Origin of the sequence: Embleya sp. NPDC008237, from assembly GCF_042956465.1 — a bacterium.
Classification (GTDB): Bacteria; Actinomycetota; Actinomycetes; order Streptomycetales; family Streptomycetaceae; genus Embleya.
In genome coordinates, this window is the sequence record NZ_JBIBGL010000005.1 from 219,849 (window position 1) to 243,250 (window position 23,402).

Genomic DNA, 23,402 nt, shown 5'->3' on the forward strand with positions numbered 1-23,402 from the left:
GTCGGGCGGCGCGGCCCCACCGGGATCCACCGCACCGGGCCTGGCCGGGCCGTCGTCATACGTCCTCCGTGGCTCGGATCCGGGCGTACCGGGGTAGTTCGACGGTGAACTCCGCGCCGCCGTCGGGTCGGTTCGCCGCCCGGATCTGTCCGTCGTGCAACCGCACGTTCTCCAGGGTGATCGCCATGCCCAGGCCGCTCCCGGCGGAGCGGGCCCGGGCGGTGTCGGCCTTGAAGAAGCGTTCGAACACCCGATCCAGCGTGTCGGTGGCCAGGCCGGGGCCGCGATCGGCCACGCGCAGCACGATCCACAGGCCGTCCGCTCGCCGCTCCGTGTCCAGGCCCACCTCGACCGGCGGCGCGCCGTGCCGCAGCGCGTTGCCCACCAGGTTGGCCACCACCACGTCGAAGCGCCTGGGATCGACCTCGGCCCGAATCCCCGCCGGCAGCTCGGTGGACACCGCGTCCGACCAGGCCCGTGCGGCCAGGCAGCGGCGCACCGCCTCGGCCACGTCGAGTTCGTCCACGTGCAGCGCGGCGGCGCCGGCGTCGAAGCGGGAGATCTCCATCAGGTCGTCGACGAGTCGGGTCAGCTTGCCGGTCTCGGCGGAGACCAGACGCAGCGCGGCGGCCGTGTCCGGATCCAGCCGCTCGGCGGCGGCGTCCTCGTCGAGCACGTCTATCACGGCGGCCATCGCCGCGAGCGGGGTGCGCAGTTCGTGCGAGACGTCCGCCGCGAAGCCGCGCGCCCGGGCCTCCATCGTGCGCAGCCGCGCCTCGTTCTGCTCCAGGGCCGCTGCGGTGTGGTTGAAGTCCCGTGCGAGTTCCGCGAGTTCGTCCCCGCCCTTGACCTGGAGCCGAGTGTCCAGGCGGCCCTGGGCCAGCCGCCGGGTGGCCCGTTGCAGGGCCCGGACCGGGCGCAGCACCCCGCCGGCCACCACCAGTGCCAGGACCAGTGCGAGCAGGACCGCCGGGATCGCGCCGTTGCGCGCGGCCCGGACCAGGGCCGCCTCCTCCTGCATCTGCGCGCGCATCGGGGTGAGCACGTAGACCTGCACGCCGGACAGGCGTCCGTCGAGCGGTTTGGCGAAGGTCACCGGCACGCCGACGGCGAGCAGGATCACGCCCTCGCGCTCCACCCGCTGGAACGCGGTCGCCGCGGTGGAGGTGGTGCGCAGCTCGGCCGGGATCGCGTTCGGTGTCAGCGTGCTGTCGGTGGCCGCCCACAGGTCCCGGTAGCCGGCCGCGACGGCCCAGTGGTCGTTGTTGCCCCGGGTGTCCACCAGCGCCACGATCCGCTCCAGCGCGGCCTGGTCCGGCGGGAACGGCACCGACGGCGCGACCGCGTCGACCCGGTCGCGCACCGAGCGCACCACCGAGTCCTGGGCGCGTTGCAACATCGCGGTACGGGCTTCCCGGTAGGTCAGCGCGGCGGTCGCGAGCGCGGCGAACGCGGCGACGAGCAGGCAGGCCGAGGCCAGTCGTACCCGCAGGCCGCGCAGCACGCGCAGCCGGGCGAGCGGCCCGATCACAGCGGCCCGAACCGGTAGCCGAAGCCGCGCACGGTCTGGATGTAGCGAGCCGGCCGGTCCGGCTCCTCGATCTTGATCCGCAGGCGCTTGACGCACGCGTCGACCAGGCGGCTGTCCCCGAGGTAGGGGTGCTCCCACACCGCCTCCAGCAGCTGCCCCCGGCTGAACACCTGGCCGGGAGAGGCGGACAGCGCGAGCAACAACCGCAGCTCGGAGGGCGCCAGGGCGACCGGCCGGCCGGCCTTGAGCACGGTGAGCGCGGTGCGATCCAGGGTCAGTTCGCCGTGTACCTCGCGGCGCCCGACCGGGGCCGCCGACTCGGTGCGGCGCAGCACCGCACGGATCCGGGCCTCCAGGACCCGGGCCTGCACCGGCTTGACCACGTAGTCGTCCGCACCCGCCTCCAGGCCCAGCACGACGTCCATGTCCTCGTTGCGCGCGGTGAGCATGATCACCGGCAGGGTGCCGGCCCGGCGGATGCGCCGGCACACCTCGAAGCCGTCGATGCCGGGCAACATCAGGTCCAGCACGACCAGGTCGGGATCGAATCCGGCCACTCCCACGAGGCCGTCCTCGCCGCTGTGCCGCACCTCGGTCGTGTGGCCTTGCCGGCGCAGGCCGATGGCCAGGCCCTCGGCCACGGCGGGGTCGTCTTCGATCAGGAGCACGCGAACCATTGGTTCAGTATCGATCAGCATCCGGCCGCGAACGCGCTTCGCGGAAGCGATCGGGCCGGTTGTGACAGAACGGTCTTCTTCCCGGCCGAGGGTGGTCATCCGCACTCGCCAGGGTCGAGGCCATGACCATACGCACTGCACTCCCCGTCCCCCGCCGTCGATCGTCGGGCGCGGTCGCGCTCGTCGTCGCCGCGCTGCTGGCCCTCGTCGCCGGCTGCGCGGGCGAGTCGACCCGGACCAACGCGGTGTCGGTGTCCACCGGGTCCGCGGCCCCGCCGACCTCCACCGTCGCCGGCGGGCCGGTCACGCTCGCCCCCACATGGCCCGAGGGCGGCCAGGCCGCCGTGTCGGTCGACGACGCCCGGGAGCCGCTCGCCTCGGGCTCCGCCAAGCGCACGCCGACCGCGAGCCTGGCCAAGGTGATGACCGCCTACCTGTTCCTCAAGGCCAAGCCGCTCGCGGCGGGGGCACCGGGGCCGTCGTTCACCATCTCGGCCGAGGAGGCGAACCGCTACCCGGAGCGACTGCGCCGGTTCGAGAGCCTGACCCCGGTCACGGCGGGCGAGTCCTTCACCGAACGTCGGGCCCTGGAGGCGCTGATGGCCGTCTCGGCGAGCAACGTCGCCCACGAGATCGCCCGTTGGGTGGACGGGGACGAGGCGACCTTCGTCGCCCGGATGAACCGCACCGCCAAGGAGCTGGGCATGCGCGACACCCACTACACCGATCCCAGCGGCTTCGACCGCGCCACCGTGAGCACCGCCGCCGACCAGGTCAGGCTGTTCAGGGTCGCGATGCGCGAACCGGCCTTCGCCGCGGTCGCCGGCGTGCGCAGCTACACCGACTCGGCGCAGATCACCAAGTCCAACAGCAACACCCTGCTCGGCCGCGAGGGCGTGCTCGCGGGCAAGACCGGCTTCACCACCCCGGCCGGCGGCAACCTCGTCTTCGCCGCCGAGCGCCGCATCGACGGCCGGCCGCAACTGGTGGTCGCCGCGGTCATGGCCCAGCGCAAGGGCAGCACCGCCGCCGCCGCGATCAACGCGAGCGAAACCCTGATCCGCTCGATCGGCACCCCGTAGCCGGACCTGCGCACACCGGCGCGACACCCGCCCCGTTCGCCCCCACCGGCCGTGTCCGGCGGTCCGGGTCGGCACCGCGCACGACCCGGCCGCCGGCCGATGTTCGACGGCCCGGTGTCCGGTCGGCTCCTGACCTTGTTGACGGCCTGGAGCACGGCCGCGCCCACACCACTGCGCTCCTTGGGCACCCGGGAGAGCACGATCGAGGTCGTGGTGGCCATGGACAGCCCCATCCCGAAGCCGGACAGCGCCATCCATGTCCCGGAGAACCCGTCGCTCTCACCCGGGGTCTCGGCCCCCGAACGCGTGTACACCGCCTACGGTCGCCCGACTGCACACGGGACCAATCCAGGACCAATTGACAGTAAACTACCAAAAGAAATCGACCTGGCATGATGGCGTGTCTCCCGATATTCCGGGCTCCGGGAATCATCGCGGGTCGCAAGCACGACTCGAGCCTCGACTGACCAGGACCGAGGTCGGCGAGGTGAGCGAACGCCCGGTCGCCGGCAGCGGCGGCTCCTCCGCGATGCCGCACAAGCGAAATCCGGTACCGGCCATCCTGATTCGCTCGGCGGCGCTGCAAGTGCCGGTAATGCAGCCGGATTGACCCGGTGTCCGGTCAACGAGGACGAGCGCGCGGCCGGTGTGTGGCACGCCGAATGGAACCTGCTGCGCGAGTGTCTGCGCCTGACCGGCGGCGCGCCGGACGCGGCGGCGCGATCGGATGCCTCGGCCGGCAACCGCCGGGCGGCGGCCCGACCGAGCAGCGGGGCGAGCCTCCCGGGCCGAGACCGAACCACCGGCGCGCCGGCTGTAGTCGGGGAGTCACGTCGATCGAGGGGCCGCGCCGGTCACGGAACTCGTCGGGAATCCGTCGATCCACGGGTAGGACCGGTGGCGCCGCACGGGGGGACGGCGCCACCGGGGCTCAAAGGGGGATGTTGCCGTGTCGACCGCGGCCGGCGGGTGCGCCGGCCAGTGCCTCCACGACCCGCTCCACGGTGTCCTTCGGTTCGATCACCTCGTCCACCACGCCGAGGTCCAGGGCCCGGCCGACGCCGCCGGAGATCCGCTCGTGCTCGGCGACCAGTGCGGCGAGGAGTTCCTCGCGCGCCGCGCCCTCCACGGCGGCGAGCCGCTTGCGGTGCAGGACGCCCACAGCCGCCTCCGCGCCCATCACCGCGACCTCGGCCTCCGGCCACGCGAACACGGCAGTGGCGCCCAGGGAACGGGAGTTCATCGCGATGTAGGCACCGCCGTACGACTTGCGGGTGACCACGGTCACCCGCGGCACCTCGGCTTCGGCGAACGCGTGCAGCAGCTTGGCACCGCGCCGGATCACCCCGCCCCACTCCTGGCCCACCCCCGGCAGATAGCCGGGCACGTCCACGAGCACCACGAGCGGGACTCCGAAGGCGTCGCACATCCGGACGAACCGCGACGCCTTCTCGGCCGACAGCGAGTCCAGGCAACCACCCTTGCGCAGCGGGTTGTTGGCGATCACTCCGACGCTGCGCCCGGCCATCCGACCGAAGCCGACCACGATGTTCGGCGCCCAGTGCGACTGGAGTTCCGTGAAGTCCTCGGGTCCCGAGCCGTCCACGATCGCGTGCACCAACGGGCGTACGTCATAGGCCCGGCGCGCCGACTCCGGCAGCAGCGCGCGCAGGTCCCGGGTACGGCCGCGGGCGGCGTCCGGATCGAACCGGCCGGGCCGGGCGAAGAACCCGGCCAGCCGACGCGCGTGGGTGTACGCCTCGTCTTCGGAACCGGCGCTCACGTGCGCCACGCCCGAACGTCTGGCGTGTGCCTCCGGACCGCCCAGGCCCGCCATGTCGATCTCCTCGCCGGTGACGCTGCGCACCACGTCCGGCCCGGTCACGAACATCCGGCCGGCCGGCGCCATCACCACGATGTCGGTCAGCGCGGGGCCGTACGCCGCGGCGCCCGCGGCCGGACCGAGCACCACGGAGATCTGCGGAACCCGGCCCGAGGCACGGGTCATCGCCGCGAACATCCGGCCCACGCCGTCCATCGACTCCACCCCGTCGGCGAGCTTGGCGCCGCCGGAATGCCACAGGCCCACCACCGGGCAACGCTCGCGCACCGCCGTGTCCACCGCCCGCGAAATGCGCTCGGCACTCGCCCACCCGAGCGCGCCGCCCATCACCGTCGCGTCGGTGCAGTACGCGATCACCCGGGCGCCGTCGATCCGACCGGACACCGCGTAGACCCCGGCCGGATCCTCTCCCGGCAGGGCCTGCACCCCGTCCGCGTCGAGCAATCGGCGCAACCGTAGTCGCGGATCGCGCGCATCGCCCGGATCCGACACCGGCGGTTGCGCCGATGTGGCTTCGCGTTGCTCCGGAATTCCGGTGGTGGCAGTGGTCGTCATGGCTTCCCCGTTTCCCGAGTCGTCGATCGACGCGAGGTTCCGTCGATCTCGACTCGTGACTGCAAGCACCCCGGACATCCGCCCGGGGATCGCACATCGCACACTCCTGCGGTCTCGCGTCGCACCCGGCCCGTCGAGTCGGTCGACGAGTCGGTCGACGAGTCGGTCGACGAGTCGGTCGACGAGTCGGTCGACCCACGACTCCCGTCGTCCTCGGGAGAGTTCCGAACTCTCGCAGCTCGTGTTGCCGGATCTCGCGCAGCGGTACTCCCCGGCGGCGCCGGCGCCGCCACGAGGTACCGACTCATTAAAGCGGCACGACCTCGACTATCGCTTGCATCGGCCTTTCGCCTGCACGCGTCCCCGCACGGGCGGATCCGACCGGCACCCGAGCCGACCCACTCCGCCCACGGTGTTGTCAGGGTGCGGAACCAGGCGTAGAAGGGAGGGGTATGCGGCGTCCTCGGACGTCGGCGTGGTTCGCGAACACGACTGCGCCGCACGCCTCGTGGGCGCGGCGACCAATCTGCACGTTCCCCTCGAAGGGAGCCCGGCATGTCGGCGGAACCCTTTCACCGATGCCCCGTGCTCGACCCCACCGCCCGCGCCGCGCATGCCGAGGCGGCCGCTCTGCGCGCTCGGGGACCGGCCGTCCTGGTCGAACTCCCGGGAGGGGTAAGGGCCTGGTCGATCACCCGGTACGGCGTGATCCAGGCGCTGACCACCGATCCCCGGGTCTCCCGCGACTTCCGCCGGCACTGGCCCGGACTGGCCGAACTGCCCGATGGCTGGCCGATGGCCTCGGTGGCGCTCCAGCAGAGTCTCGCGAACACCTACGGCGAGGAACACCGCCGACTGCGCGCCCGGCTCGCGCCGTCCTTCGCGCCCCGCCGGGTCGAGGCGATGCGGCCGCGCGTCCAGGCAACGGCGGATCGTCTGGTCGACGCGCTGGCGGCCGTACCGCCGGGCGAAAGCGTCGACGTGCGCCGAGCCCTGTCGTTGCCGCTGACCATGACCGTCATCTGCGACCTGCTCGGCGTACCGGACCACCTGCGCACCGGGCTGGGCACCGCGATCGACGCGATCCTGGACACCACCATCGATGCCACCGAGGCGGTCCTGCGGCAGGTCGAACTCCAGTGCAGACTGGTCGAGTTGCTGGAACACAAGCGGGAACACCCGGGTGCCGACCCGACCAGTGACCTGCTGATCCCGGCCGCGGCCGACCAGGAGGAATCCTCGGAGCAGCAACTCCTCGACTCGCTCTTCCTGATGCTCGGCGCCGGCTACGAGACCTCGGTCAATCTGATCACCAGCGTCCTGTCCGAATTGCTCAGCCACCCCGAGCAGTCGGCTCGGCTCCGGGCGGGGGGCATCGATTGGACCGACGTGATCGAGGAGACGCTGCGGCACGAAGGCCCGGTGATGTACATGCCGTTGCGCTATGCGATCGAGGACATCGAGTTGGGCGAGGGCGTGTCGATCCGTCGAGGTGATGCGATCGTCATCGCCTTCGCCGCCGCCGGCCGGGACCCAGCGGTGCACCCGGACGCACCCGACACGTTCGACCCCACGCGCACCGACAAGGCGCACCTCGCCTTCGGATACGGCCCGCACTTCTGCCTCGGCGCACATCTGGCCCGGTTGGAGACCCGCATCGCGGTGACCACCCTGTTCGACCGCCTCCCCCGGGTCGCTCTCGCACACCCCGACCAACCCCCGCCGCCGATCCCCTCGTTGATGGTCAACGGCCCGACGCACCTCGACATCGTCCCGACCCCGGCGGAGCCCACCTGATCCACGACCGGGGGCGTCCGAGGCTCCGTCCGCACCCGGGCGACGTGGACATCCCGACCGGGCCCGGGGTCGGCACCGACGATGCCCGTGCCCGGCGACCACCGCCGCGCGTCACCATCGGCCCGCGTCACCATCGGCCCCGCGTCACCACCGCCCCCGAGCCGTCCCCGGCCTCATCGTGATCCACTTCGCCCACGGCCCCGCCCGCTCCCCCGCCCGGACCCACCGGCCGCGGGGCGGGCGGCGGCGGAGCCGGCGTTCGATGGTCGACCGCGATCAGCGGGTCGCCGGTCAGCGGATGGTCCAGGACGACAGCGCGGATGCCGAACACCTCGGCGAGCAGTTCCGGGGTGAGCACCTCGCGCGGCGTGCCGGACGCCCGCAACGCACCGTCGTGCAGCACGTGCAGCCGATCGCACACCGAGGCCGCCGCGTTGAGGTCGTGCAGCGCGATCAGCGTGGTCCGATCCTGGGCGCGCAGCAGCGCCAGGAGCTCGACCTGATGCCGCACGTCGAGATGGTTGGTCGGCTCGTCCAGGACCAGCACGTCCGGCTCCTGTGCCAACGCCCTTGCCAGCAGAACCCGTTGCCGCTCACCACCGGACAGCGTGGAGAACCGTCGACCCTGATGCGCCTCCACGCCGGCCTGCACCAAGGCGATCAGCACCGCCGCCCGGTCGGCGGCGCTGTCGCCCGCGAACGCCTTCTGATACGGCGTACGACCCATCGCGACCACCTCACGCACGGTGAAGTCGAAGTCGTTCTCCCGCTCCTGCGGCAGCGCCGCCACATGCCGGGCCGCCGTCGCCGGGGCCATCGCCCGCAGATCCCGGTCGCCGAGCAGAACCCGGCCGGCCTGCGGCTTCAGGTGCCGATACACCGTGCGCAACAGGGTGGACTTGCCGCTGCCGTTGGGGCCGACCAGGCCGGTGATCTCGCCGCCGGCCGCGATCAGCCCGACTCCGGTCAGGATGTCCCGCCCGGAGAGGGTGACGTGCAGATCCTCCACGGTGATCCGCGTCCGTGCCGTGCCGAACCCCACGCCCGCTCCGCCGCCGGTTCCGCTGTCCGCTCCGCCACCCGCTCGTTCGCCCGCGCTGTCCCGCACGCCGCCGCCCGTCATCGCGTCTCCAGCCGTCGGTCGAGCAGGAGCAGCAGTACCGGTGCACCGATCACGGCGGTGACCACACCGATCGGCAACTCCTGGGTACTCACCGCCGTACGGGCCAACGTGTCCACCACCACCAGCAACACCGCGCCGAACAGCGCGGAGACGGGCAGCAGTCGGCGGTGATCGCCGCCGATCAGCAACCGGCACACGTGCGGAACCATCAGTCCGACGAAGCCGATCGCCCCCGAGACGGCGACCAGCACACCGGTCAGCACGCTGGTCACCGCGAACAGTTCACGCCGCAGCCGGGCGACGTCCACGCCCAGCCCGGCCGCCGTCTCGTCGCCCATCGACAGCGCGTTCAGCGCCCGGGCCCGGGCCTGCAAACCGAGCAGACCGAGCGCCACCGCGGCTGCGGGCAGCGCCAGTTGCTCCCACTGCGCCCCGCTGAGGCTGCCCATCAGCCAGAACAGCACGCCCCGCGTCTGCTGCTCGTCGCCGGCCTGCAGGACCAGGAAGCTGGTGAATCCGGACAGGAACTGGCCCACCCCGATCCCGGCCAGCACCAGGCGCAGCGGGGAGAATCCGCCGCCGCGCCGAGCCAGCGCCCACACCAGCGCGAAGGCCGCCAGCGCGCCGGCGAACGCCGAGGCGGACAGCCCGTAGCCGAGCACCCCTCCGGTGCCCGCGCCGAGCACGATCACCGCGACCGCGCCGAGCGAGGCGCCGGAGGAGATGCCCAGCAGGTACGGATCGGCGAGCGGATTGCGCACCAGTGCCTGGACGGCGGTGCCCACCAGTCCCAATCCGGCGCCGACCACCGCCGCCAACAGGGCTCGCGGCAGTCTCAGTTGCCACACGATCAGGTCACGGGTGCCGGGCTCGGGCGCCTCGCCGGTCAACCGTCGCCCCACCACCGACCACACTTCGCCGATCGGAATGTCCACCGATCCCAGCGACACGGCCGAGGTCAACGCGACGACCAGGAGCACGGCCAGGACCCCGACCACCCACGCGGTGCGCGCCGGGCGGGCCCGGTCGTCGTCGACCGGGGCGGCGGGCGCGGGCACCGCCTCGGTTCGGCGTCGGGTCCTGCGCTCGAATACCGAAACCATCGGCCCTACCCTGCGGCCGGCGCGGGTTGGACCAGTCCCGGGTGGATCGTGCTCGCGATCCGCCTGACCGTGTCGGCGTTGCGGACCCCGGCGATCGTGGTGCTCTCGGAGCCGATCCGGACGAACTTCCCGTCCCGCACCGCATTCAGGCCCTTGGTCGCATCGAACGTGCGCAGAAAGCGTTCGGCCTCGTCGAACGCCTTCGCGTTGTCCTCGGCACTGCCCTTGTTCCGTACACCCAACTGGATCCAGTCCGGGTTCTTCGCCACCACGTCCTCCCACGAGACGGGCTTGAAGTCGCCGGCGCAATCGGCGAACACGTTGCGCGCTCCGGCCTGGGTGATCACCGCGTTGGCAACCTGCTTGCCGCATACCGCGATCGGTTGCTTGGTACCGGCGTCGAAATCGAAGAAGAAGTAGGTCGGCCGCCGGTCCTGCGGCACGCCCGCGAGCGCGGCGCGCACCGTGCCCAGGGTCTGCTCCATGCCCGCGACGAGTTCTTCGGCCCTGGCGGATGTCCCGGTCACCGCGCCCAGTTCCCGGATGTCGGCCTCGACCGCGGCCAAGTCCTGTTGCGGGCCCTGGCGTTTGCTCGCACAGGCGGTGGACTTGAGATGGATGTGCTTGATGCCGGCCGCCGCGAACTCCTTCGGCGAGGGCCCCGCGCCCATTGCTCCCATGCCGCCCATGTCGGCGAAGGTGTCGATGTAGAGATCGGCGCCCGAACCGAGCAACTGCTCCTTGGGAATCACCATGTCGCCGAGCACCCGGACCTTGCCCGCCTGGGCCGAGAACTGCGCCGGCATGGTGCCCTTGCCGGGCGGGAAGCCGGTTCCGATCACCCGGTCCCCGGCGCCGAGCCAGAACAACATCTCCAGGCTGGAGGCGTTGCTGGTGACCACCTTCCTCGGCGCCTCGGCAAACGTCGTCTCGACACCGGCGCAGTCCGCCACCTTCACCGGGAAACCGGACGCCCCACCGGCACCCGGCCTCGTCGCCGCCACGGTCGGGCCGGAAGCCGCACCGTCCGCGTCCTTCGAATCGCCCCCACACGCCGTCGCGAACAAAACCACCACGGCGGCCACGCCACACACCTTGCTGCCCCGCACTGTTTCGCTCCCCGGAAGTACCGACAGTCGACCCGCAAACGCGAACCCACACACACAGTCGGCCAACCCCCGAACAAAGTTCCCCCAAACCCCAAGCCCCCGCCCCACGCCACCCCGCTCCCGGTCCGTCGAACGGGACGCCTGTCCGTGGGACCGGGATCACGGCGTGCCTTGTCGGCCGGGGTACTGCGGGTACAAGTCGTCGAAGCCGTGCGGCGCGCCGGTCGGTCAGCCGGCCGCGCGGTCGGTGAGGGGGCGTCGGCGCAGGGCGCTTCGGGCCAGTGCCGGGTGGGTCCACGCGCCGTCCGGGTGGTACACGTTCGTACCCGGCGCAACGATCGCGTCGATGCGATCGAGCGTCGCGTCGTCCAGGGTGAGAGTCGCGCCCTTGACCAACCCTTCGAGCTGTTCCATGGTGCGCGGCCCGATGATGACCGAGGTGACCGCCGGGTGCGCCGTCGGGAAGGCGACCGCGAGTTCGGGCAGCGTGCAGCCGATCTCCTCGGCCAGTTCGAGCAGTTGCTCGACGATGTCGAGCTTGGCCGCGTTCACGGGCAGTGCCGGGTCGAAGCGCCCCGGGTTGAGCCCGGCTCGACCGGACGTCAGATCGATCGGGCCGCCCTTGCGGTATTTGCCGGTGAGGAACCCGGACGCCAGCGGACTCCAGGTCAGCACACCCATGCCCAGGCGCTCGCACACCGGCAACAACGAGCCCTCGATGCCCCGGGCCAGGATCGAGTAGGGCGGCTGCTCGGTCCGGAACCGCTGGAGCCCACGACGCTCGGCCACGTGATGGGCCTCGACCACGTCCTCGGCCGGGAACGTCGAGCAACCGAACGCGCGGATCTTGCCCTGCCGCACCAGGTCGGTCAGGACCGAGAGGGTCTCCTCGACGTCGGTCGACTCGTCCGGACGATGGATCTGGTACAGGTCGATCCAGTCGGTCCGCAACCGCCGCAGGCTGTCCTCGACCGCCGTGGTGATCCAACGCCGCGAGTTACCGGCCCGGTTGATGCCTTCGCCCATCGGGAAGTGCACCTTGGTCGCCAGGACCACGTCGTCGCGCCGTCCTTCCAGGGCCTTGCCGACGATCTCCTCGGATTCGCCGGCCGAGTACATGTCGGCCGTGTCGACGAAGTTGATCCCGTGGTCCAACGCGGCGTGCACGATTCGGGCACAGTCGTCGTGGTCGGGATTGCCCACCATCCCGAACATCATCGTGCCGAGGGCCTGCACGCTGACCTGAATACCGGTGCGGCCGAGAGTGCGGTAGCGCATGATCGTGCTCCTTGTGTACGTGCGTGCGTGTTCCCACGGGCCGGCGACCGGGCGGCCCGCCGGGTGGGCGATCCCGCGGCCGCCCCACCGCGCCGGGCACGGGCCGTCCGGATGGGGGGCGGGCAATCGCCGTGGGTGCGCCCGGGCTCCCGGACGCGGACGCGTTCCCGACCGGAAATCTACGAGCTGGACTCGACTCCAGGTCAAGTCCCATCCTGAGACCCGTGACCGACACCCCCGAGGACCTGACCATCGGCCAGGTCGCCACCCGCACCGGCCTGAGCATCGACACCCTGCGCTTCTACGAGCGCGAGGGCATCCTGGCCAATCCGGTCCGCCGCAACCCGGCCGGCCGACGCGTGTACGCCGAACACGACATCGCCTGGCTGAACATGTGCATGATCCTGCGCGGCTCCGGCATGCCCATCCCCGCCATCCGCCACTACACCGAACTGGCCCGCGCCGGGGAGGGCACCGAACGCGCCCGACTGGCCATCCTCCGCGAACACCAGTCCCGGATAGCCGCCCAGATCGACCAGCTGCACAAGTGCCTCGACCTGATCGGTTACAAGGTGGGCGTCTACGAGGACTATCTCGCCGGGACGGAAACGGAGAGCGAGGCGGCGACGGAAACGGAAACACCGGCGATGCCCCGGGCGCAGATCGAGTCGGAGGCCGAGGCCGAGACCGAGAACGAGACGGCGACGGAGGCCACGACCGGGACGGGGACCGAAACCACGACCCCCACCGCCACCGAAGCCGCCCTGCCCGATACCCGGACTGCTTGCGGCCCGCCCACCCCCTGAGCCCGACCGCCCCGATCCCTGTCCGCCCGCCGCACACCCCCGAAGAGAGCCCGCCTGCTATTCTTCGATTGACCGATCAGTCATCGAATCGAAGGGCAACACAGTGCCCCGCACCGTGGACCCCGGCCGCACCGCCCAGCGCCGCGAAGCGATCACGCTCGCCGCCGCCAGGCTCTTCGCGGAACAGGGGTTCGAGCCGACGACCGTCGCCGACATCGCTCGTGCGGCCGGTCTCAGTGCGGCGAGCGTCTTCTACTACTTCCCGGACAAGCGGGCGGTGTTCCGCGCCGTGTTCGCACGGGACCTACCGCTGTCCCACGAACGCATCGCCCGGTTCGCCGATGCCGAACACCCGGCCGAGGCGATCGTCGAACTCGTCACCGAACTCGCCGCCGACGCCCGCGACCCGAGCGCCGCCGGCCTGCTCGTGGAGCTGCTGCGCCAGGTCGGCCGGGATCCGGAACTGGTCGAGGTCGTCACCCGGACCGAGGCGGTCGTCCGGGACGGCTTGGCCCGCCTGATCGCCCGCGGCATCGCCGACGGCACGATCGACACGGCACTGGACCCGAACGAGGCAGCCGGGTGGATCCAGACCGTGGTCGACGCCGTGTACCTGGGCGCCGCTCCCGACCGGGATGCCACGCCCGCACTACGCCGCACCGTCGCGCGCTACCTGGCGCCCGCGCCCGAACCAGGGCAGGACGAGGCAGGACCGGACAGGGCGAAACCGGCCGAGACAGGCCCGGACGAGACAGCACCGAACGAAGCAAAGCCGAGCAGGACAAGGAGAAGGCATGGGCCACACGAAGCCCGATGAGCAGGCCGTCACGGTGCGGATGCCGTCGGTGTGGCTCTGGCTGATCGGTGTCGGCAGCACACTGCTCGGCTTCGGCGCCGGGTTCGCGGTCGCGCCGTTCGTGGACTGGCTGATCGACCTGGTCGGCTCCGCACCCGGCCCGCTGCGGCCGGCCGCACGGCTGCCCACGCACTGGGCCGTACCGACCCTGTCCGTGCTCGGCGCGGGCCTCGGGGCCTGGATGGCCGCGGCCGCTCGCCGGGAGAGCCCGGTGGTGACCGTGGCCGAGGACCACGTCGCGATCCATCGGGACGGCTCCGGACTGCACATACTTCGCGAGCGGATCCACGCCGTCTTCACCGACGGCCGGGACCTGGTCGCCCTGGACCCGAGCGAGACCGAACTCGCCCGGGTCCAGGCGACCGACCTGCCCACCGGCCACCTGCACGACGCCTTCGCCCGGTTCGACTATCCGTGGCGCGGCATCACCGACCCGCGCGAGGCGGAGTTCACCACCTGGGTGGACGGCACCCCCGACCTCAACGAGGCCGCCCATGCCCTGCTCCGCGCCCGCAAGCGGGCCCTGACCGACAAGCAGGCCGGGGCGGCCGAGCACGCGCTGGACGGACTGCGCACCCTGGGAATCGCCGTCCGCGACCGCAAGGGTGCCCAGCAGTACCGCCCCCGCCGCTCCGGCCCGCACGACACCGCCGACCCGAATCACCACTGAAGCCTGGATCGGACCGGTGGTCGGGTCAGCTCAGGCGTTCGAGGACCATGGCCATGCCCATGCCGCCGCCGACGCACATGGTCTCCAGGCCCCACTGCTTGTCGTGCCACCGCAGGGAGTTGATCAGCGTGCTGGTGATCCGCGCGCCGGTCATCCCGAACGGGTGGCCGATCGCGATCGCGCCGCCGTTGACGTTGACCTTGTCCAGGTCGAAGCCCAAGTCCCGGTACGACGGGATCACCTGCGCGGCGAACGCCTCGTTGATCTCCACCAGGTCGATGTCGGCGACGGTGAGACCGGCGTTGCGCAGCGCCTGCCGGGACGCCTCGACCGGGCCGTAACCCATGATCTCCGGCGACAGCCCGGTCACCCCGGTGGAGACCACCCGGGCGAGCGGGGTCAGGCCCAGCTCGCGCGCCTTGGTGTCCGACATCACGATGACCGCGGCGGCGCCGTCGTTGAGCGGGCACGCGTTGCCCGCCGTCACCGTGCCGTCCGGACGGAAGACCGGCTTGAGCCCGGAGATGCCCTCCAGCGTGGTGCCCGCACGCGGACCGTCGTCCTTGCTCACCACGGTGCCGTCCGCGAGCGTGACCGGCGTGATGTCCTCGGCCCAGAAGCCGTCCGCGATCGCCCGTTCCGCCAGGTTCTGCGAGCGGACCGCGAACTCGTCCTGTTCGGCCCGGGAAATGCCCTTGTACCGCGCGAGGTTCTCGGCGGTCTGGCCCATCGCGATGTAGACGTCCGGGAGTACACCCTCCTCGCGCGGATCGGTCCAGGGCGCGGTCCCGGCGCCGGACCGCTCGGCCGAGCGCAGTTCGGCCGGTGCGAAGAGGGGGTTGCGGGTGTCGGGGAGCGAGTCGCTGCTGCCCTTGAGTGCGGCCCTGGACACCGACTCGACGCCGGCCGAGACGAACACGTCGCCCTCGCCCGCCCTGATCGCGTGCATCGCCATCCGGGTGGTCTGCAACGACGACGAGCAGTAGCGGGTGATGGTGGTCCCGGGCAGGTGGTCCATGCCCAGCATGACCGCGACGTTGCGGCCCATGTTGAAGCCCTGCTCACCGCCGGGACCGCCGCAGCCGAGCATCAGGTCGTCGATGTCGTGCGGGTCCAGGCCCGGGACCTTGTCCAACGCGGCCCGAACCATCAGCGCGGCCAGGTCGTCGGGCCGGACGTCCTTCAACGAACCCTTGAGCGCGCGGCCGATCGGCGAACGGGCGGTCGAGACGATGACTGCTTCGGGCATGACGGAATCCCTGCTGTGAGAGTGAGTGGGTCGCGACGCCCACGCCTCGTGAAGGTACCGACTGGTCGGTATCTTGACCAGAGGCCGCGCCCGCCAACCGCACATCTCCCCCCGGAAAGGCCCCGATGGCCGGAATGGCCGGAATGGCCGGAATGGCCGGACCCGCACGACCCGAGCCCCACCCGACGCCCACGCGCCGATGCTTGACAATCGACGGCCGGCGACCGCATCCCCGGAGCCGTCGATCCGCCCCCGATCTGGTCACCGCGTCGAGCACCGGCTACCGTCCCCTCAGGACCGGAACGCCACGGACCGAAACGGCACAGACCGGAACGGCAGGGGAAGGAGGGCACCGTGAAGGCGCATCCGAGCGGCCCGTACCGCGTGGAGTACACCGAAACGGCGGCCACCGTTCGCGACTCGCTTCCGCCCGAGCGCCGCGAGCAGCTCACCAAGGCACTCCGGGTCCTCGCCCGCAATCCCTACACCAAGGCGTCCGCCCCGATCGGCCCCGACGACGACACCCGGCAGGCGATGGTCGCCCCGGCGCTGCTGATCGAGTACGGCGTGCTGCGCGGGGTCATGGTCGTCGTCGTGGTGACCGTCCTGGACGGCATGGAATTCCTCGGCGACGCCGACGAATAGCCCCACCCGCCGGTCCCCGGCCGCTCGCCCGACTCGTCCGTTTCCCGGGCCGGCGCGCACCCCCTCACCGCGCGGCCCGCGCGACTTCGCCCGCACAAGCTCGCCCTACAGCGTCGCCGCGACCCGCTGCAACCCCGGCCCGGAGAGGGTGTCGAGGCCGGCCGGGCGGCCCGTGGCCAGGAGGAGCAGGTCGGCGGCGGGGCCACGAATCTCGTCGGGACCCTTGCCCGCCGACCACTGCGCGTCGGTGGCCACCACGCGCGTGCCCCGGAAGCGTTTGCGCGCACCGTAGAACGGGCTGGTCAACACATGGCCGAGCGCCGCGAGCGCCGGCTCGGTGGGCATCGTGCGCACGCGTCCGAGCGGCCTGGCGACGTCCTGTCCGTGCACGAGCGCGTCGGCCAGCGGATCCAGCGGAGCGGCCATCGGCGCCCGACGCGCCGAACCCGCGGTCTCCCGGATCTGCGCGACCAGTTCCGCCGGGGTGAACCGGACGGCCAACTCCCGGGCCTCGTCGGCGACCATCCGGTCGAAGTCGCCCCGGGCCCGAATCGCGCCCTTGATCATGTCCAGCAGCGTCGTACGCGTCGACGTGGTCAGGTGGGCGGCCACCTCGCGCACCGTCCATCCCGCACAGAGCGAGGCGGCTGCCCACTCCCGCTCGTCGAGGTCGTCGAAGAGATCGGCGAGGCTCAGTCGTTCCGCTTGTACCCATGCAAGGATCTGGTTGCGGTCCATGTCCGGTTCTCCTCGGGTCGCAGATGTTGTGCTCGGGTCGGCCATGCGGCCGTCACTCGTCGTCGGTCGCATCCGCCTCGGAGCCCTCGGGCGCCGCGGCCTCTCCGGGCTCCCCGAGCGCCCGCAACCTGCGTCGCAGGTGTGCCCGTTCGGGTTCGGTACCGGCCAGGCCCAGCGCCTCGCGGTAGGCCGCCGCCGCCTCGGCGCGGCGACCGAGGCGGCCCAGCAGATCCGCCCGGGCGGTCGCGAAGGGGTGGTAGCCGCGCAGCCTCGGTTCGTCCGCCAGCTCGTCCAGCAACGCCAGGCCCGCCTCCGCGCCGTCCCGCATCGCCACCGCCGCGGCCCGGTTGAGCGCGACGATCGGCGACGGGGTGAGAACGAGCAGGACGTCGTACAAGGCCACCACCTGCGGCCAGTCGGTGGTCGCCACGTTCGCGGCCTCGTCGTGCAGCGCGGCGATCGCGGCCTGCACGCCGTACCGCCCGGGCGGGCCGCCGCTCAGCGCGGCGACCACCAGGCCCCGACCCTCCTCGATCATCGCCCGGTCCCATCGACCCCGGTCCTGGTCGTCGAGCAGCACGATGCCGCCGTCGGGATCGGTCCGGGCCGCGCGCCGCGCGTGGATCAGCAGCATCAGCGCGAGCAGCCCGGCGAGTTCACGCTCGGCGGGCAACAACCGGCGCAGGATCCGCGCCAGCCGGATCGCCTCCTCCGCGAGGTCGAGCCGCTGCAAGTGCGGGCCGGAGCTGGCCGTGTAGCCCTCGGTGAAGATCGAGTAGATCACCTGGAGCACACCCGGCACGCGCTCCGGCAGCTCGTCCGCACCGGGCACCCGGAACGGGATGCGCGCCTCGCGGATCTTCTTCTTCGCCCGGACGATCCGCTGGGCCATCGTCGCGGTCGGCACCAGGTACGCCCGGGCCACCTCGGGCGTGGTCAGCCCGGCGAGGCAGCGCAGCGTCAGCGCGCCGCGGTCCTCGGCGGGCAGGGCGGGGTGGGCGCACGTGAAGAACAGCTGGAGTCGCTCGTCGGGCAGGTCGTCGCCGGCATCCGCCGGCGGCGCGGGATCGGCCCGATCCGCCTCCACCTGCAATACCGCCAGCCGGGCGGCGTACGTGCGGTCCCGACGCAACCGGTCGACCGCCCGGCGCCGCGCCGTGGTCAGCAGCCAGGCTCCCGGCCGGTCCGGCACGCCGTCGACGGGCCAGTGCACCAGCGCCGCCTCGATCGCCTCGGACGCGACCTCCTCGGCCAGGTCCAGGTCCCCGAAGCGGCGGGCGAGGGATGCGAGCAGCCGACCCCGTTCCTCCCGGAACACCGACTCGACGGACGCATCCACCGACGCACCCCGGCCCCCCTCGGCGGGCCCGTCGCCGGGTACTCCCGGGGGCGCCTCGGAACCGGCGGCTCGCTCGTCCATGCCCGTCAGCCCGCGAAGTCGGCGATCGGCCGCACCACGACCGCGCCGGTGCCGCGCGCACCGGGGCAACGCGCGGCCCAGTCGAGCGCGACGTCGAGGTCCGGCACGTCGATCACGTAGAAGCCGCCGAGCACCTCGCGGGTCTCGGCGAACGGCCCGTCCGTCACGGTCCGATCACCGGTGGGATCGACCCGGACGGTGGTCGCCGTGATCAGGTCCGCGAGCGACTCGCCGGACACGAAGATCCCCGCGTCCTTGACCTCCTTGTCGTACGCCATCCAGTCCTCGACGGTGCACTCGGCGGCTCCGCCGTCCGCGTCGATCGCGCCGCTGTGGATCAACAACATGTACTTCATGGTCCGACTCCTGCTCTGTCCTGTCGTTTCCGCGTCCGGCGGGTTGCCGTACACCATGACGACGAACGAGCAGCGGCCGGATCGACAGGCCCGCAAAAACTTTTTCGACCCGATCCGGACGGACCCAGGTCGAGCCCGGTCGAGCCGGGCTCGACCGACACCGTCGTCGTCCCCGACAGCCTCCCCCGGCCGCCGACGCCCCGCCTCCGCCGGGCGGCGGGTTCACCGGATCGAAACCGGGCCGCTCGGGTGCGGGATCGACCGGGCCGCTCAGCCGGCCAGGGAGTCGATCCACGCGGTGAGGCGCCGGCCCTGGCCGACCATGATCTCCGGGTCCCGAAGGGTGTTGGTGAGCAGGGACATGCCCTGGTAGGCGCCGATCAGGGAGAGCGCGAGCTCGCGCGCGTCCGCGTCGTGGCCCATCGCCCGGAACTGTTCCTCGGCCCAGGCCAGGAGCCGGCGCATCACCTCGGCGGCGCGGCGGTCCAGGTCGTCCTCGCGCTTGTCGAGTTCGGAGACCAGCGTGCCGAACGGGCAGCCATACCGCACCGCCAGTTCGCGCTGCTCCACCCAGCCGCCGACCAGCGCCCGCAACCGCTCGCGGGGGGTGGGCAGTTCGGCCAAAGCCGCGATCAGCTCGCGGAGTTGCCGTTCGTGGTCGCCGATGGCGGCCTCGACGAGTTGGTCCTTGGTCCGGAAGTAGTAGTAGACGTTGCCCACCGGCACGTCGGCCTCGGTCGCGATGTCCGCCAGGGTGGTCCGCTCCACGCCCTGCCGATGCAGCACGCGCGCGGTCGCCGTGACCAGCCGCTCCCGCTTGCCGGGTCCGGACTCGGCTCCGCGCCGGCTCTTCTTCTTCTGCACTGAGTCAGTCATCTCACTAACAAATATAGACAGCGGCCCTCCCGCTTGCTAGCGTCCTTCTTAGTTAGTCAACTAACTCACTCACCAGGCACTCCGCGGCACGCGCACACGAACACCCGCCCGCGAACACCCGCACGGAACACCCGCACACGAACACAAGGGGAACCTCATGATCGTCATCACCGGCGCCACCGGAAACGTCGGACGCGCCGTCACCGAGCAGCTCGCCGCCGCCGGCCGGCAGGTCGTCGCCGTCTCCCGCAACGCCCCCACCAGCGAGCCGCCCGCCGGCGTCCGGCACCACGTCGCCGATCTCGCCGACCCGGCGAGCCTGACCGAGGCGCTCGTCGGCGCGCAGGCGCTGTTCCTGCTCGTGGCCGGCGACGACCCGCAGGGTGTCCTCCAGGTGGCTGCGGCGGCGGGTGTGCGGCACGTCGTGCTGCTGTCCTCGCAGGGCGCGGGCACCCGACCGGAGGCCTACGGACATCCGGTCGCCTTCGAGCGGGCCGTCAAGGAGTCCGGCATGGCCTGGACCGTGCTGCGCCCCGGCGGCTTCGCCACCAACACCTTCCAGTGGATCGAGGGCGTCCGGACCCGGCGCGAGGTCGCCGCCCCGTTCGCCGACGTGGCATTGCCCCCGATCGACCCGGCCGACATCGCCGACGTGGCGGTGGCCGTCCTGACCGAGGAGGGTCACCACGGGCGCACCTACGAACTCACCGGTCCCCGAGCCCTGTCACCGCGCGAGCGTGCCGAGGTGCTGGCCGGTGCGCTCGGCGAGCCCGTCCGCTTCGTCGAGCAGACCCGGGACGAGGCCCGCGCCGGCCTCCTGCACGTCATGCCCGAGCCCGTGGCCGACGCCACGCTCGCCATCCTCGGCACGCCCACTCCCGCGGAGCAGGCCGTCGGCTCGGACGTGGAACGGATCCTCGGCCGCCCGGCCCGCACCTTCGCCGACTGGGCCGCCCGCCACGTCGCGGCCTTCCGCTGACCGGGCGGGCCGCGGTCGCCGGGCACGGCTCGTCGTCGGATTCGTAGCGCGGGCTGCTCCAATGGGCGGCCCCGGACGGCCCGTTCCGGCCGGCCTCGACCGACCACGGGAACCGACCGCGTCCACCGGGCACTTGCCCGACCCCACCATCTCCGTCCCCGTCTCCGGCGCACCACCACGGCCCGTCGCCCACCGTCCCCGCCCGGCGGATCGGCTCGCGCCGGCGGTCCGGCGGGCCGCGGTCGGGCGCGCCGTCGCGTACTACCGCCCGAGCAGCGCCTCGGCGAGGGTGACCTGTGCGGGTTCCAGTGTGCTTCGACCGTCCTCGATGTCCCACAACGCGTTCTGCAACACCCGAGCGAGCGTCCATCCGGCCGCCCGCCGCCGGTCCAGATCCAGCACCTCGGTCAGCAGGTCGAAGCGGCGGAGCAGCGTGCGGGTCGCGTCGCCCGTGGCCACGACGGCCTCCCACCGACTGTCCAGCGCCGGCCACAGCTCGAACCCCGGGTCGCCGGCGAGTGGTTCGGGGTCGATGACCAGCCACGGCTCGCGGTCGGCGGCCAACACGTTGTCGTAGTGCAGGTCCCAGTGCAGCAGTCGGTCACCGGGTTCGTCGATCAACTCGGCGACGGCGCTCGCGCAGGTGCGCACCAGGCGCCGTTCGGCGGGGTCGCGCAGAGCCGGCACCGCGTGCGGCGCCCGGTCGAGCATGTCGGCGGCGATCTGCGCCAGGTGCCGCAGCCCCGGCGGCGCCGGGACCGCGACCAGGCGCGCCGCCAACTCGGCGAGCGTGCGCATGGCGACGTCGTCGTCGGGCACCGCGGACAGGGTGCGGCTCGCGTCCAGCCGTTCCAGCAACATCGCGCCGGAGTCCGGGTCGTGGTCGAGCAGGTGCACGACACCGTCGCCGTTCCAGGTGCGCAGGCCCAGGGCGACGCCGGCGTCGTCCTCGGTGGGTTGCCGAAGCCTCAGCGCGGCGGGGGTGCCGTCCGCGCGGATCACCGGCAGCACGAGCGCGGCCATGCCGTGCGCGGTGGGGCCGTCCGGGCACAGGGTCCAGCGGTCCAGCAGGTCCGCGGCCAGTCCCGGCAGCGCGTCGAGCCAGGCGCGGGCGGAGGCGCCCTGGCGGCCGTAGGACTCGACGAACGTGGTGGGGACGTCGACGGAAATCGGGGTGCTCACAGGGGGTTTCTCCTTCGTGGGGCCGGATTTCACGCGGGTACGAAGGAGGTGACGGCGGTGCCCGGCTGCCGGGCGGGCGTCAAGACATGGTTTCACCCGGCCGGTTGTTGCGCATCGACGGCCGCGGTCAGGCCACGTCCCGCAACAGGCGACCGGCGTATACGTCGCTCACGTGGCCCTGAAGGTGTGCCCAGACCGCGACGGAGCACGGGAATTCGCCGTCCCGGTAGGCGATGAACACGGTCTCCTCGCGCCTGAACAGGCCGTGTTCGGCGTCTTGCGCCTCGGGCCAGTCGCGGACCACGGCCGCGGCGTGCTCGGCGTCGACGCAGCGCAACGGGACCACCGCGAGTTGCGCGTAGGCACCGGGCACGGTGTGCGCGATGACCTGGACGTCGCTCATGTGCCGACCGAAGGCGCGCAGGTGATCGCTGCGCTCCCAGGGTCGGTTCGAGGCCCAGGTGCCGCACGAGCAGGTCGCACGGGTGGCGACGAAGCCGAGTGCGGCGTGGTCGCCGGGGTAGGTGGTGAACTCGATCCGGTGCCGGTCGAGGCGAACCAGTGGGTCCTGGGTGTAGTTCGGCATGCTCATGAGGGTTCCCCCGAGGTGTCGTCGCGTGGTATGGCACGAGCGTAGGCAAGCCCACCGACAACGGCGAGCGGATTTCCGCACAGCCCGGGCCCGGTGCGGCTTGCGCGGTGGATGGCATGCGGTCGAGCCGGTTGCCGTTGCCGGGCCGATCCGCCCGGAGCAGGGCGGGCCGAGCCGAGCCGGCGTATGGCGCCTCGGCCCGTGGCGGCCGGCGATCGGACCGCGGCAGTCGGCCGGCGGCCTGCCACACCGCCGTTTCGACGGGCCCGGCCGGCCCCGGTGGCTCAACGGGTCGCGGGGCCGGTTTCGCCCAGGCGGTTCGCCAGGCCGTCCAGGATGAGGGCCAGTCCCTCCTCGAACGCCGACTCGTGCTCGATCGGCGGCACGGCGGGCTGTTCCGTGCCGTCACCGGGGTCGGCGTCCGCCTGCTCCTCCAGAACGGAGCCGATCGTGAAGCGGCCGGCGGCCAGCATCGCCATCCGGGCGTCTCGCTCGGGCACGCCGGAGGCGATCAGGAAGGCCATTTTGTGGGCGATGCGGTCGAGGTCGGTGCCCCCGGGGCTGCTTCCGGCGTGCAGCCGGGCACCGTCGCGACGCATCAGCAGGGTGCGGCGCAGGCTTCGCGTGTTCTCGACGAACCAGTCACGCCAGTCGTCGTCGGGTTCCGGTAGCGGAGCCGTCGCATGGGGCCTCATGGCGGCCTCGGCCATGGCGCCGAGCAGCTCCTTCTTGTTCCGGAAGTGGTAGTAGAGCGACGGCTGCTCGACACCCAGTCGCTTCGCGAGCCGTCGCGTGCTGACGGCATCCAGGCCGACCTCGTCGAGCAGGTCGAGCGCCTCGCCGACGACGGTCTCGCGGTTCATCTTCATGTTGACAACCTATCGGTGATAGGTGGACGCTGTAAATCCACCTATCACCGATAGAAAGTGGGTTCT

The 23,402-nt window shown here is 72.1% G+C and carries 22 protein-coding genes and 1 pseudogene; 8 read left to right on the forward strand and 15 right to left on the reverse strand.

Annotated elements, in window-relative coordinates; genetic code table 11:
* Positions 1 to 55 precede the first annotated feature (55 nt).
* Positions 56 to 1,531 carry an ATP-binding protein gene (locus ACFZBU_RS14795; protein WP_391583936.1) on the reverse strand — a complete coding sequence of 492 codons (1,476 nt, stop codon included), beginning with the start codon at positions 1,529 to 1,531 and terminating at the stop codon, positions 56 to 58.
* The gene (locus ACFZBU_RS14800) at positions 1,528 to 2,208 is read right to left on the reverse strand and encodes a response regulator (protein ID WP_391583937.1); all 681 of its coding nucleotides are present in this window, start codon (positions 2,206 to 2,208) and stop codon (positions 1,528 to 1,530) included. Before ACFZBU_RS14800 ends, ACFZBU_RS14795 begins: the two co-directional genes overlap by 4 nt.
* A 122-nt stretch (positions 2,209 to 2,330) precedes the next feature.
* Here ACFZBU_RS14800 and ACFZBU_RS14805 point away from each other — a divergent pair, with 122 nt between their 5' ends.
* Both ACFZBU_RS14805 and ACFZBU_RS14810 read left to right on the forward strand, forming a co-directional pair.
* Positions 2,331 to 3,290: a D-alanyl-D-alanine carboxypeptidase family protein gene (locus ACFZBU_RS14805; RefSeq protein ID WP_391583938.1), complete on the forward strand. Its 960-nt coding sequence runs from the start codon at positions 2,331 to 2,333 to the stop codon at positions 3,288 to 3,290.
* Positions 3,291 to 3,753: 463 nt separating this feature from the next.
* Positions 3,754 to 4,007, forward strand: a pseudogene (locus ACFZBU_RS14810) (lyase family protein); the annotation flags it as partial.
* 214 nt (positions 4,008 to 4,221) lie between these two features.
* Here ACFZBU_RS14810 and ACFZBU_RS14815 read toward each other — a convergent pair.
* Positions 4,222 to 5,688 carry an acyl-CoA carboxylase subunit beta gene (locus ACFZBU_RS14815; protein WP_391583939.1) on the reverse strand — a complete coding sequence of 489 codons (1,467 nt, stop codon included), beginning with the start codon at positions 5,686 to 5,688 and terminating at the stop codon, positions 4,222 to 4,224.
* A gap of 555 nt (positions 5,689 to 6,243) precedes the next feature.
* On the opposite strand from ACFZBU_RS14815, the gene ACFZBU_RS14820 reads away from it, so the two are divergent.
* Complete coding sequence (locus ACFZBU_RS14820) at positions 6,244 to 7,485, forward strand: cytochrome P450 (RefSeq protein ID WP_391583940.1); 1,242 nt, start codon at positions 6,244 to 6,246, stop codon at positions 7,483 to 7,485.
* Positions 7,486 to 7,612: 127 nt separating this feature from the next.
* Here ACFZBU_RS14820 and ACFZBU_RS14825 read toward each other — a convergent pair whose 3' ends face one another.
* The 4 genes from ACFZBU_RS14825 to ACFZBU_RS14840 all read right to left on the reverse strand — a co-directional run bounded on the left by ACFZBU_RS14825 (position 7,613) and on the right by ACFZBU_RS14840 (position 12,098).
* Complete coding sequence (locus ACFZBU_RS14825) at positions 7,613 to 8,608, reverse strand: ABC transporter ATP-binding protein (RefSeq protein WP_391583941.1); 996 nt, start codon at positions 8,606 to 8,608, stop codon at positions 7,613 to 7,615.
* Complete coding sequence (locus ACFZBU_RS14830) at positions 8,605 to 9,711, reverse strand: FecCD family ABC transporter permease (RefSeq protein ID WP_391583942.1); 1,107 nt, start codon at positions 9,709 to 9,711, stop codon at positions 8,605 to 8,607. The genes ACFZBU_RS14825 and ACFZBU_RS14830 overlap by 4 nt, the downstream gene beginning before the upstream one ends.
* Before the next feature lie 5 nt (positions 9,712 to 9,716).
* Positions 9,717 to 10,805 (reverse strand): ABC transporter substrate-binding protein, encoded by a 1,089-nt coding sequence (locus ACFZBU_RS14835; RefSeq protein ID WP_391584344.1) that lies wholly within the window; start codon positions 10,803 to 10,805, stop codon positions 9,717 to 9,719.
* A 243-nt stretch (positions 10,806 to 11,048) separates the two neighbouring features.
* Positions 11,049 to 12,098, reverse strand: coding sequence for an aldo/keto reductase (locus tag ACFZBU_RS14840; protein ID WP_391583943.1), 1,050 nt, complete (start codon positions 12,096 to 12,098; stop codon positions 11,049 to 11,051).
* Positions 12,099 to 12,322: 224 nt separating this feature from the next.
* Here ACFZBU_RS14840 and ACFZBU_RS14845 point away from each other — a divergent pair, with 224 nt between their 5' ends.
* The 3 genes from ACFZBU_RS14845 to ACFZBU_RS14855 all read left to right on the forward strand — a co-directional run bounded on the left by ACFZBU_RS14845 (position 12,323) and on the right by ACFZBU_RS14855 (position 14,430).
* The gene (locus tag ACFZBU_RS14845) at positions 12,323 to 12,904 is read left to right on the forward strand and encodes a MerR family transcriptional regulator (RefSeq protein WP_391583944.1); all 582 of its coding nucleotides are present in this window, start codon (positions 12,323 to 12,325) and stop codon (positions 12,902 to 12,904) included.
* 103 nt (positions 12,905 to 13,007) lie between these two features.
* Positions 13,008 to 13,721 (forward strand): TetR/AcrR family transcriptional regulator, encoded by a 714-nt coding sequence (locus ACFZBU_RS14850; RefSeq protein WP_391583945.1) that lies wholly within the window; start codon positions 13,008 to 13,010, stop codon positions 13,719 to 13,721.
* Positions 13,699 to 14,430, forward strand: coding sequence for a hypothetical protein (locus ACFZBU_RS14855; protein WP_391583946.1), 732 nt, complete (start codon positions 13,699 to 13,701; stop codon positions 14,428 to 14,430). Before ACFZBU_RS14850 ends, ACFZBU_RS14855 begins: the two co-directional genes overlap by 23 nt.
* A gap of 25 nt (positions 14,431 to 14,455) precedes the next feature.
* On the opposite strand, the gene ACFZBU_RS14860 is transcribed toward ACFZBU_RS14855, so the two are convergent.
* The gene (locus tag ACFZBU_RS14860; protein WP_391583947.1) at positions 14,456 to 15,679 is read right to left on the reverse strand and encodes an acetyl-CoA C-acetyltransferase; all 1,224 of its coding nucleotides are present in this window, start codon (positions 15,677 to 15,679) and stop codon (positions 14,456 to 14,458) included.
* Positions 15,680 to 16,033: 354 nt separating this feature from the next.
* Between ACFZBU_RS14860 and ACFZBU_RS14865 the strand changes: the two genes are divergently transcribed.
* Positions 16,034 to 16,324, forward strand: coding sequence for a type II toxin-antitoxin system RelE/ParE family toxin (locus tag ACFZBU_RS14865; RefSeq protein ID WP_391583948.1), 291 nt, complete (start codon positions 16,034 to 16,036; stop codon positions 16,322 to 16,324).
* Positions 16,325 to 16,429: 105 nt separating this feature from the next.
* Here ACFZBU_RS14865 and ACFZBU_RS14870 read toward each other — a convergent pair whose 3' ends face one another.
* The 4 genes from ACFZBU_RS14870 to ACFZBU_RS14885 form a co-directional block, all read right to left on the reverse strand.
* Complete coding sequence (locus ACFZBU_RS14870; RefSeq protein WP_391583949.1) at positions 16,430 to 17,062, reverse strand: maleylpyruvate isomerase family mycothiol-dependent enzyme; 633 nt, start codon at positions 17,060 to 17,062, stop codon at positions 16,430 to 16,432.
* Positions 17,063 to 17,114: 52 nt separating this feature from the next.
* Positions 17,115 to 18,482: an RNA polymerase sigma factor gene (locus ACFZBU_RS14875; RefSeq protein WP_391583950.1), complete on the reverse strand. Its 1,368-nt coding sequence runs from the start codon at positions 18,480 to 18,482 to the stop codon at positions 17,115 to 17,117.
* Positions 18,483 to 18,487: 5 nt separating this feature from the next.
* Positions 18,488 to 18,838, reverse strand: a complete 351-nt coding sequence (locus ACFZBU_RS14880) for a YciI family protein (RefSeq protein WP_391583951.1) — start codon at positions 18,836 to 18,838, stop codon at positions 18,488 to 18,490.
* A gap of 270 nt (positions 18,839 to 19,108) precedes the next feature.
* Positions 19,109 to 19,714 (reverse strand): TetR/AcrR family transcriptional regulator, encoded by a 606-nt coding sequence (locus tag ACFZBU_RS14885; protein ID WP_391583952.1) that lies wholly within the window; start codon positions 19,712 to 19,714, stop codon positions 19,109 to 19,111.
* Positions 19,715 to 19,871: 157 nt separating this feature from the next.
* Between ACFZBU_RS14885 and ACFZBU_RS14890 the strand changes: the two genes are divergently transcribed.
* Entirely contained in the window at positions 19,872 to 20,693 is an 822-nt protein-coding gene (locus ACFZBU_RS14890) for an NAD(P)H-binding protein (protein WP_391583953.1), read from the forward strand.
* Positions 20,694 to 20,954: 261 nt separating this feature from the next.
* On the opposite strand, the gene ACFZBU_RS14895 is transcribed toward ACFZBU_RS14890, so the two are convergent.
* From ACFZBU_RS14895 to ACFZBU_RS14905, 3 genes are all read right to left on the reverse strand, one after another.
* Positions 20,955 to 21,875: an aminoglycoside phosphotransferase family protein gene (locus tag ACFZBU_RS14895; protein ID WP_391583954.1), complete on the reverse strand. Its 921-nt coding sequence runs from the start codon at positions 21,873 to 21,875 to the stop codon at positions 20,955 to 20,957.
* Positions 21,876 to 22,002: 127 nt separating this feature from the next.
* Positions 22,003 to 22,467, reverse strand: a complete 465-nt coding sequence (locus tag ACFZBU_RS14900; protein ID WP_391583955.1) for a hypothetical protein — start codon at positions 22,465 to 22,467, stop codon at positions 22,003 to 22,005.
* Between the two features lie 284 nt (positions 22,468 to 22,751).
* Entirely contained in the window at positions 22,752 to 23,330 is a 579-nt protein-coding gene (locus tag ACFZBU_RS14905) for a TetR/AcrR family transcriptional regulator C-terminal domain-containing protein (RefSeq protein ID WP_391584345.1), read from the reverse strand.
* Positions 23,331 to 23,402: the final 72 nt, after the last annotated feature.

Excerpts from the sequence above, each read along its gene's own strand:
- ACFZBU_RS14880 (WP_391583951.1), bottom strand. The coding sequence starts at position 18,838 with ATGAAGTACATGTTGTTGATCCACAGCGGCGCGATCGACGCGGACGGC.
- ACFZBU_RS14840 (WP_391583943.1), bottom strand. The coding sequence starts at position 12,098 with ATGCGCTACCGCACTCTCGGCCGCACCGGTATTCAGGTCAGCGTGCAG.
- ACFZBU_RS14815 (WP_391583939.1), bottom strand. The coding sequence starts at position 5,688 with ATGACGACCACTGCCACCACCGGAATTCCGGAGCAACGCGAAGCCACA.
- ACFZBU_RS14885 (WP_391583952.1), bottom strand. The coding sequence starts at position 19,714 with ATGACTGACTCAGTGCAGAAGAAGAAGAGCCGGCGCGGAGCCGAGTCC.
- ACFZBU_RS14805 (WP_391583938.1), top strand. The coding sequence starts at position 2,331 with ATGACCATACGCACTGCACTCCCCGTCCCCCGCCGTCGATCGTCGGGC.
- ACFZBU_RS14890 (WP_391583953.1), top strand. The coding sequence starts at position 19,872 with ATGATCGTCATCACCGGCGCCACCGGAAACGTCGGACGCGCCGTCACC.
- ACFZBU_RS14875 (WP_391583950.1), bottom strand. The coding sequence starts at position 18,482 with ATGGACGAGCGAGCCGCCGGTTCCGAGGCGCCCCCGGGAGTACCCGGC.
- ACFZBU_RS14900 (WP_391583955.1), bottom strand. The coding sequence starts at position 22,467 with ATGAGCATGCCGAACTACACCCAGGACCCACTGGTTCGCCTCGACCGG.
- ACFZBU_RS14820 (WP_391583940.1), top strand. The coding sequence starts at position 6,244 with ATGTCGGCGGAACCCTTTCACCGATGCCCCGTGCTCGACCCCACCGCC.
- ACFZBU_RS14830 (WP_391583942.1), bottom strand. The coding sequence starts at position 9,711 with ATGGTTTCGGTATTCGAGCGCAGGACCCGACGCCGAACCGAGGCGGTG.
- ACFZBU_RS14860 (WP_391583947.1), bottom strand. The coding sequence starts at position 15,679 with ATGCCCGAAGCAGTCATCGTCTCGACCGCCCGTTCGCCGATCGGCCGC.
- ACFZBU_RS14855 (WP_391583946.1), top strand. The coding sequence starts at position 13,699 with ATGGGCCACACGAAGCCCGATGAGCAGGCCGTCACGGTGCGGATGCCG.
- ACFZBU_RS14800 (WP_391583937.1), bottom strand. The coding sequence starts at position 2,208 with ATGGTTCGCGTGCTCCTGATCGAAGACGACCCCGCCGTGGCCGAGGGC.
- ACFZBU_RS14825 (WP_391583941.1), bottom strand. The coding sequence starts at position 8,608 with ATGACGGGCGGCGGCGTGCGGGACAGCGCGGGCGAACGAGCGGGTGGC.
- ACFZBU_RS14870 (WP_391583949.1), bottom strand. The coding sequence starts at position 17,062 with ATGGACCGCAACCAGATCCTTGCATGGGTACAAGCGGAACGACTGAGC.
- ACFZBU_RS14905 (WP_391584345.1), bottom strand. The coding sequence starts at position 23,330 with ATGAACCGCGAGACCGTCGTCGGCGAGGCGCTCGACCTGCTCGACGAG.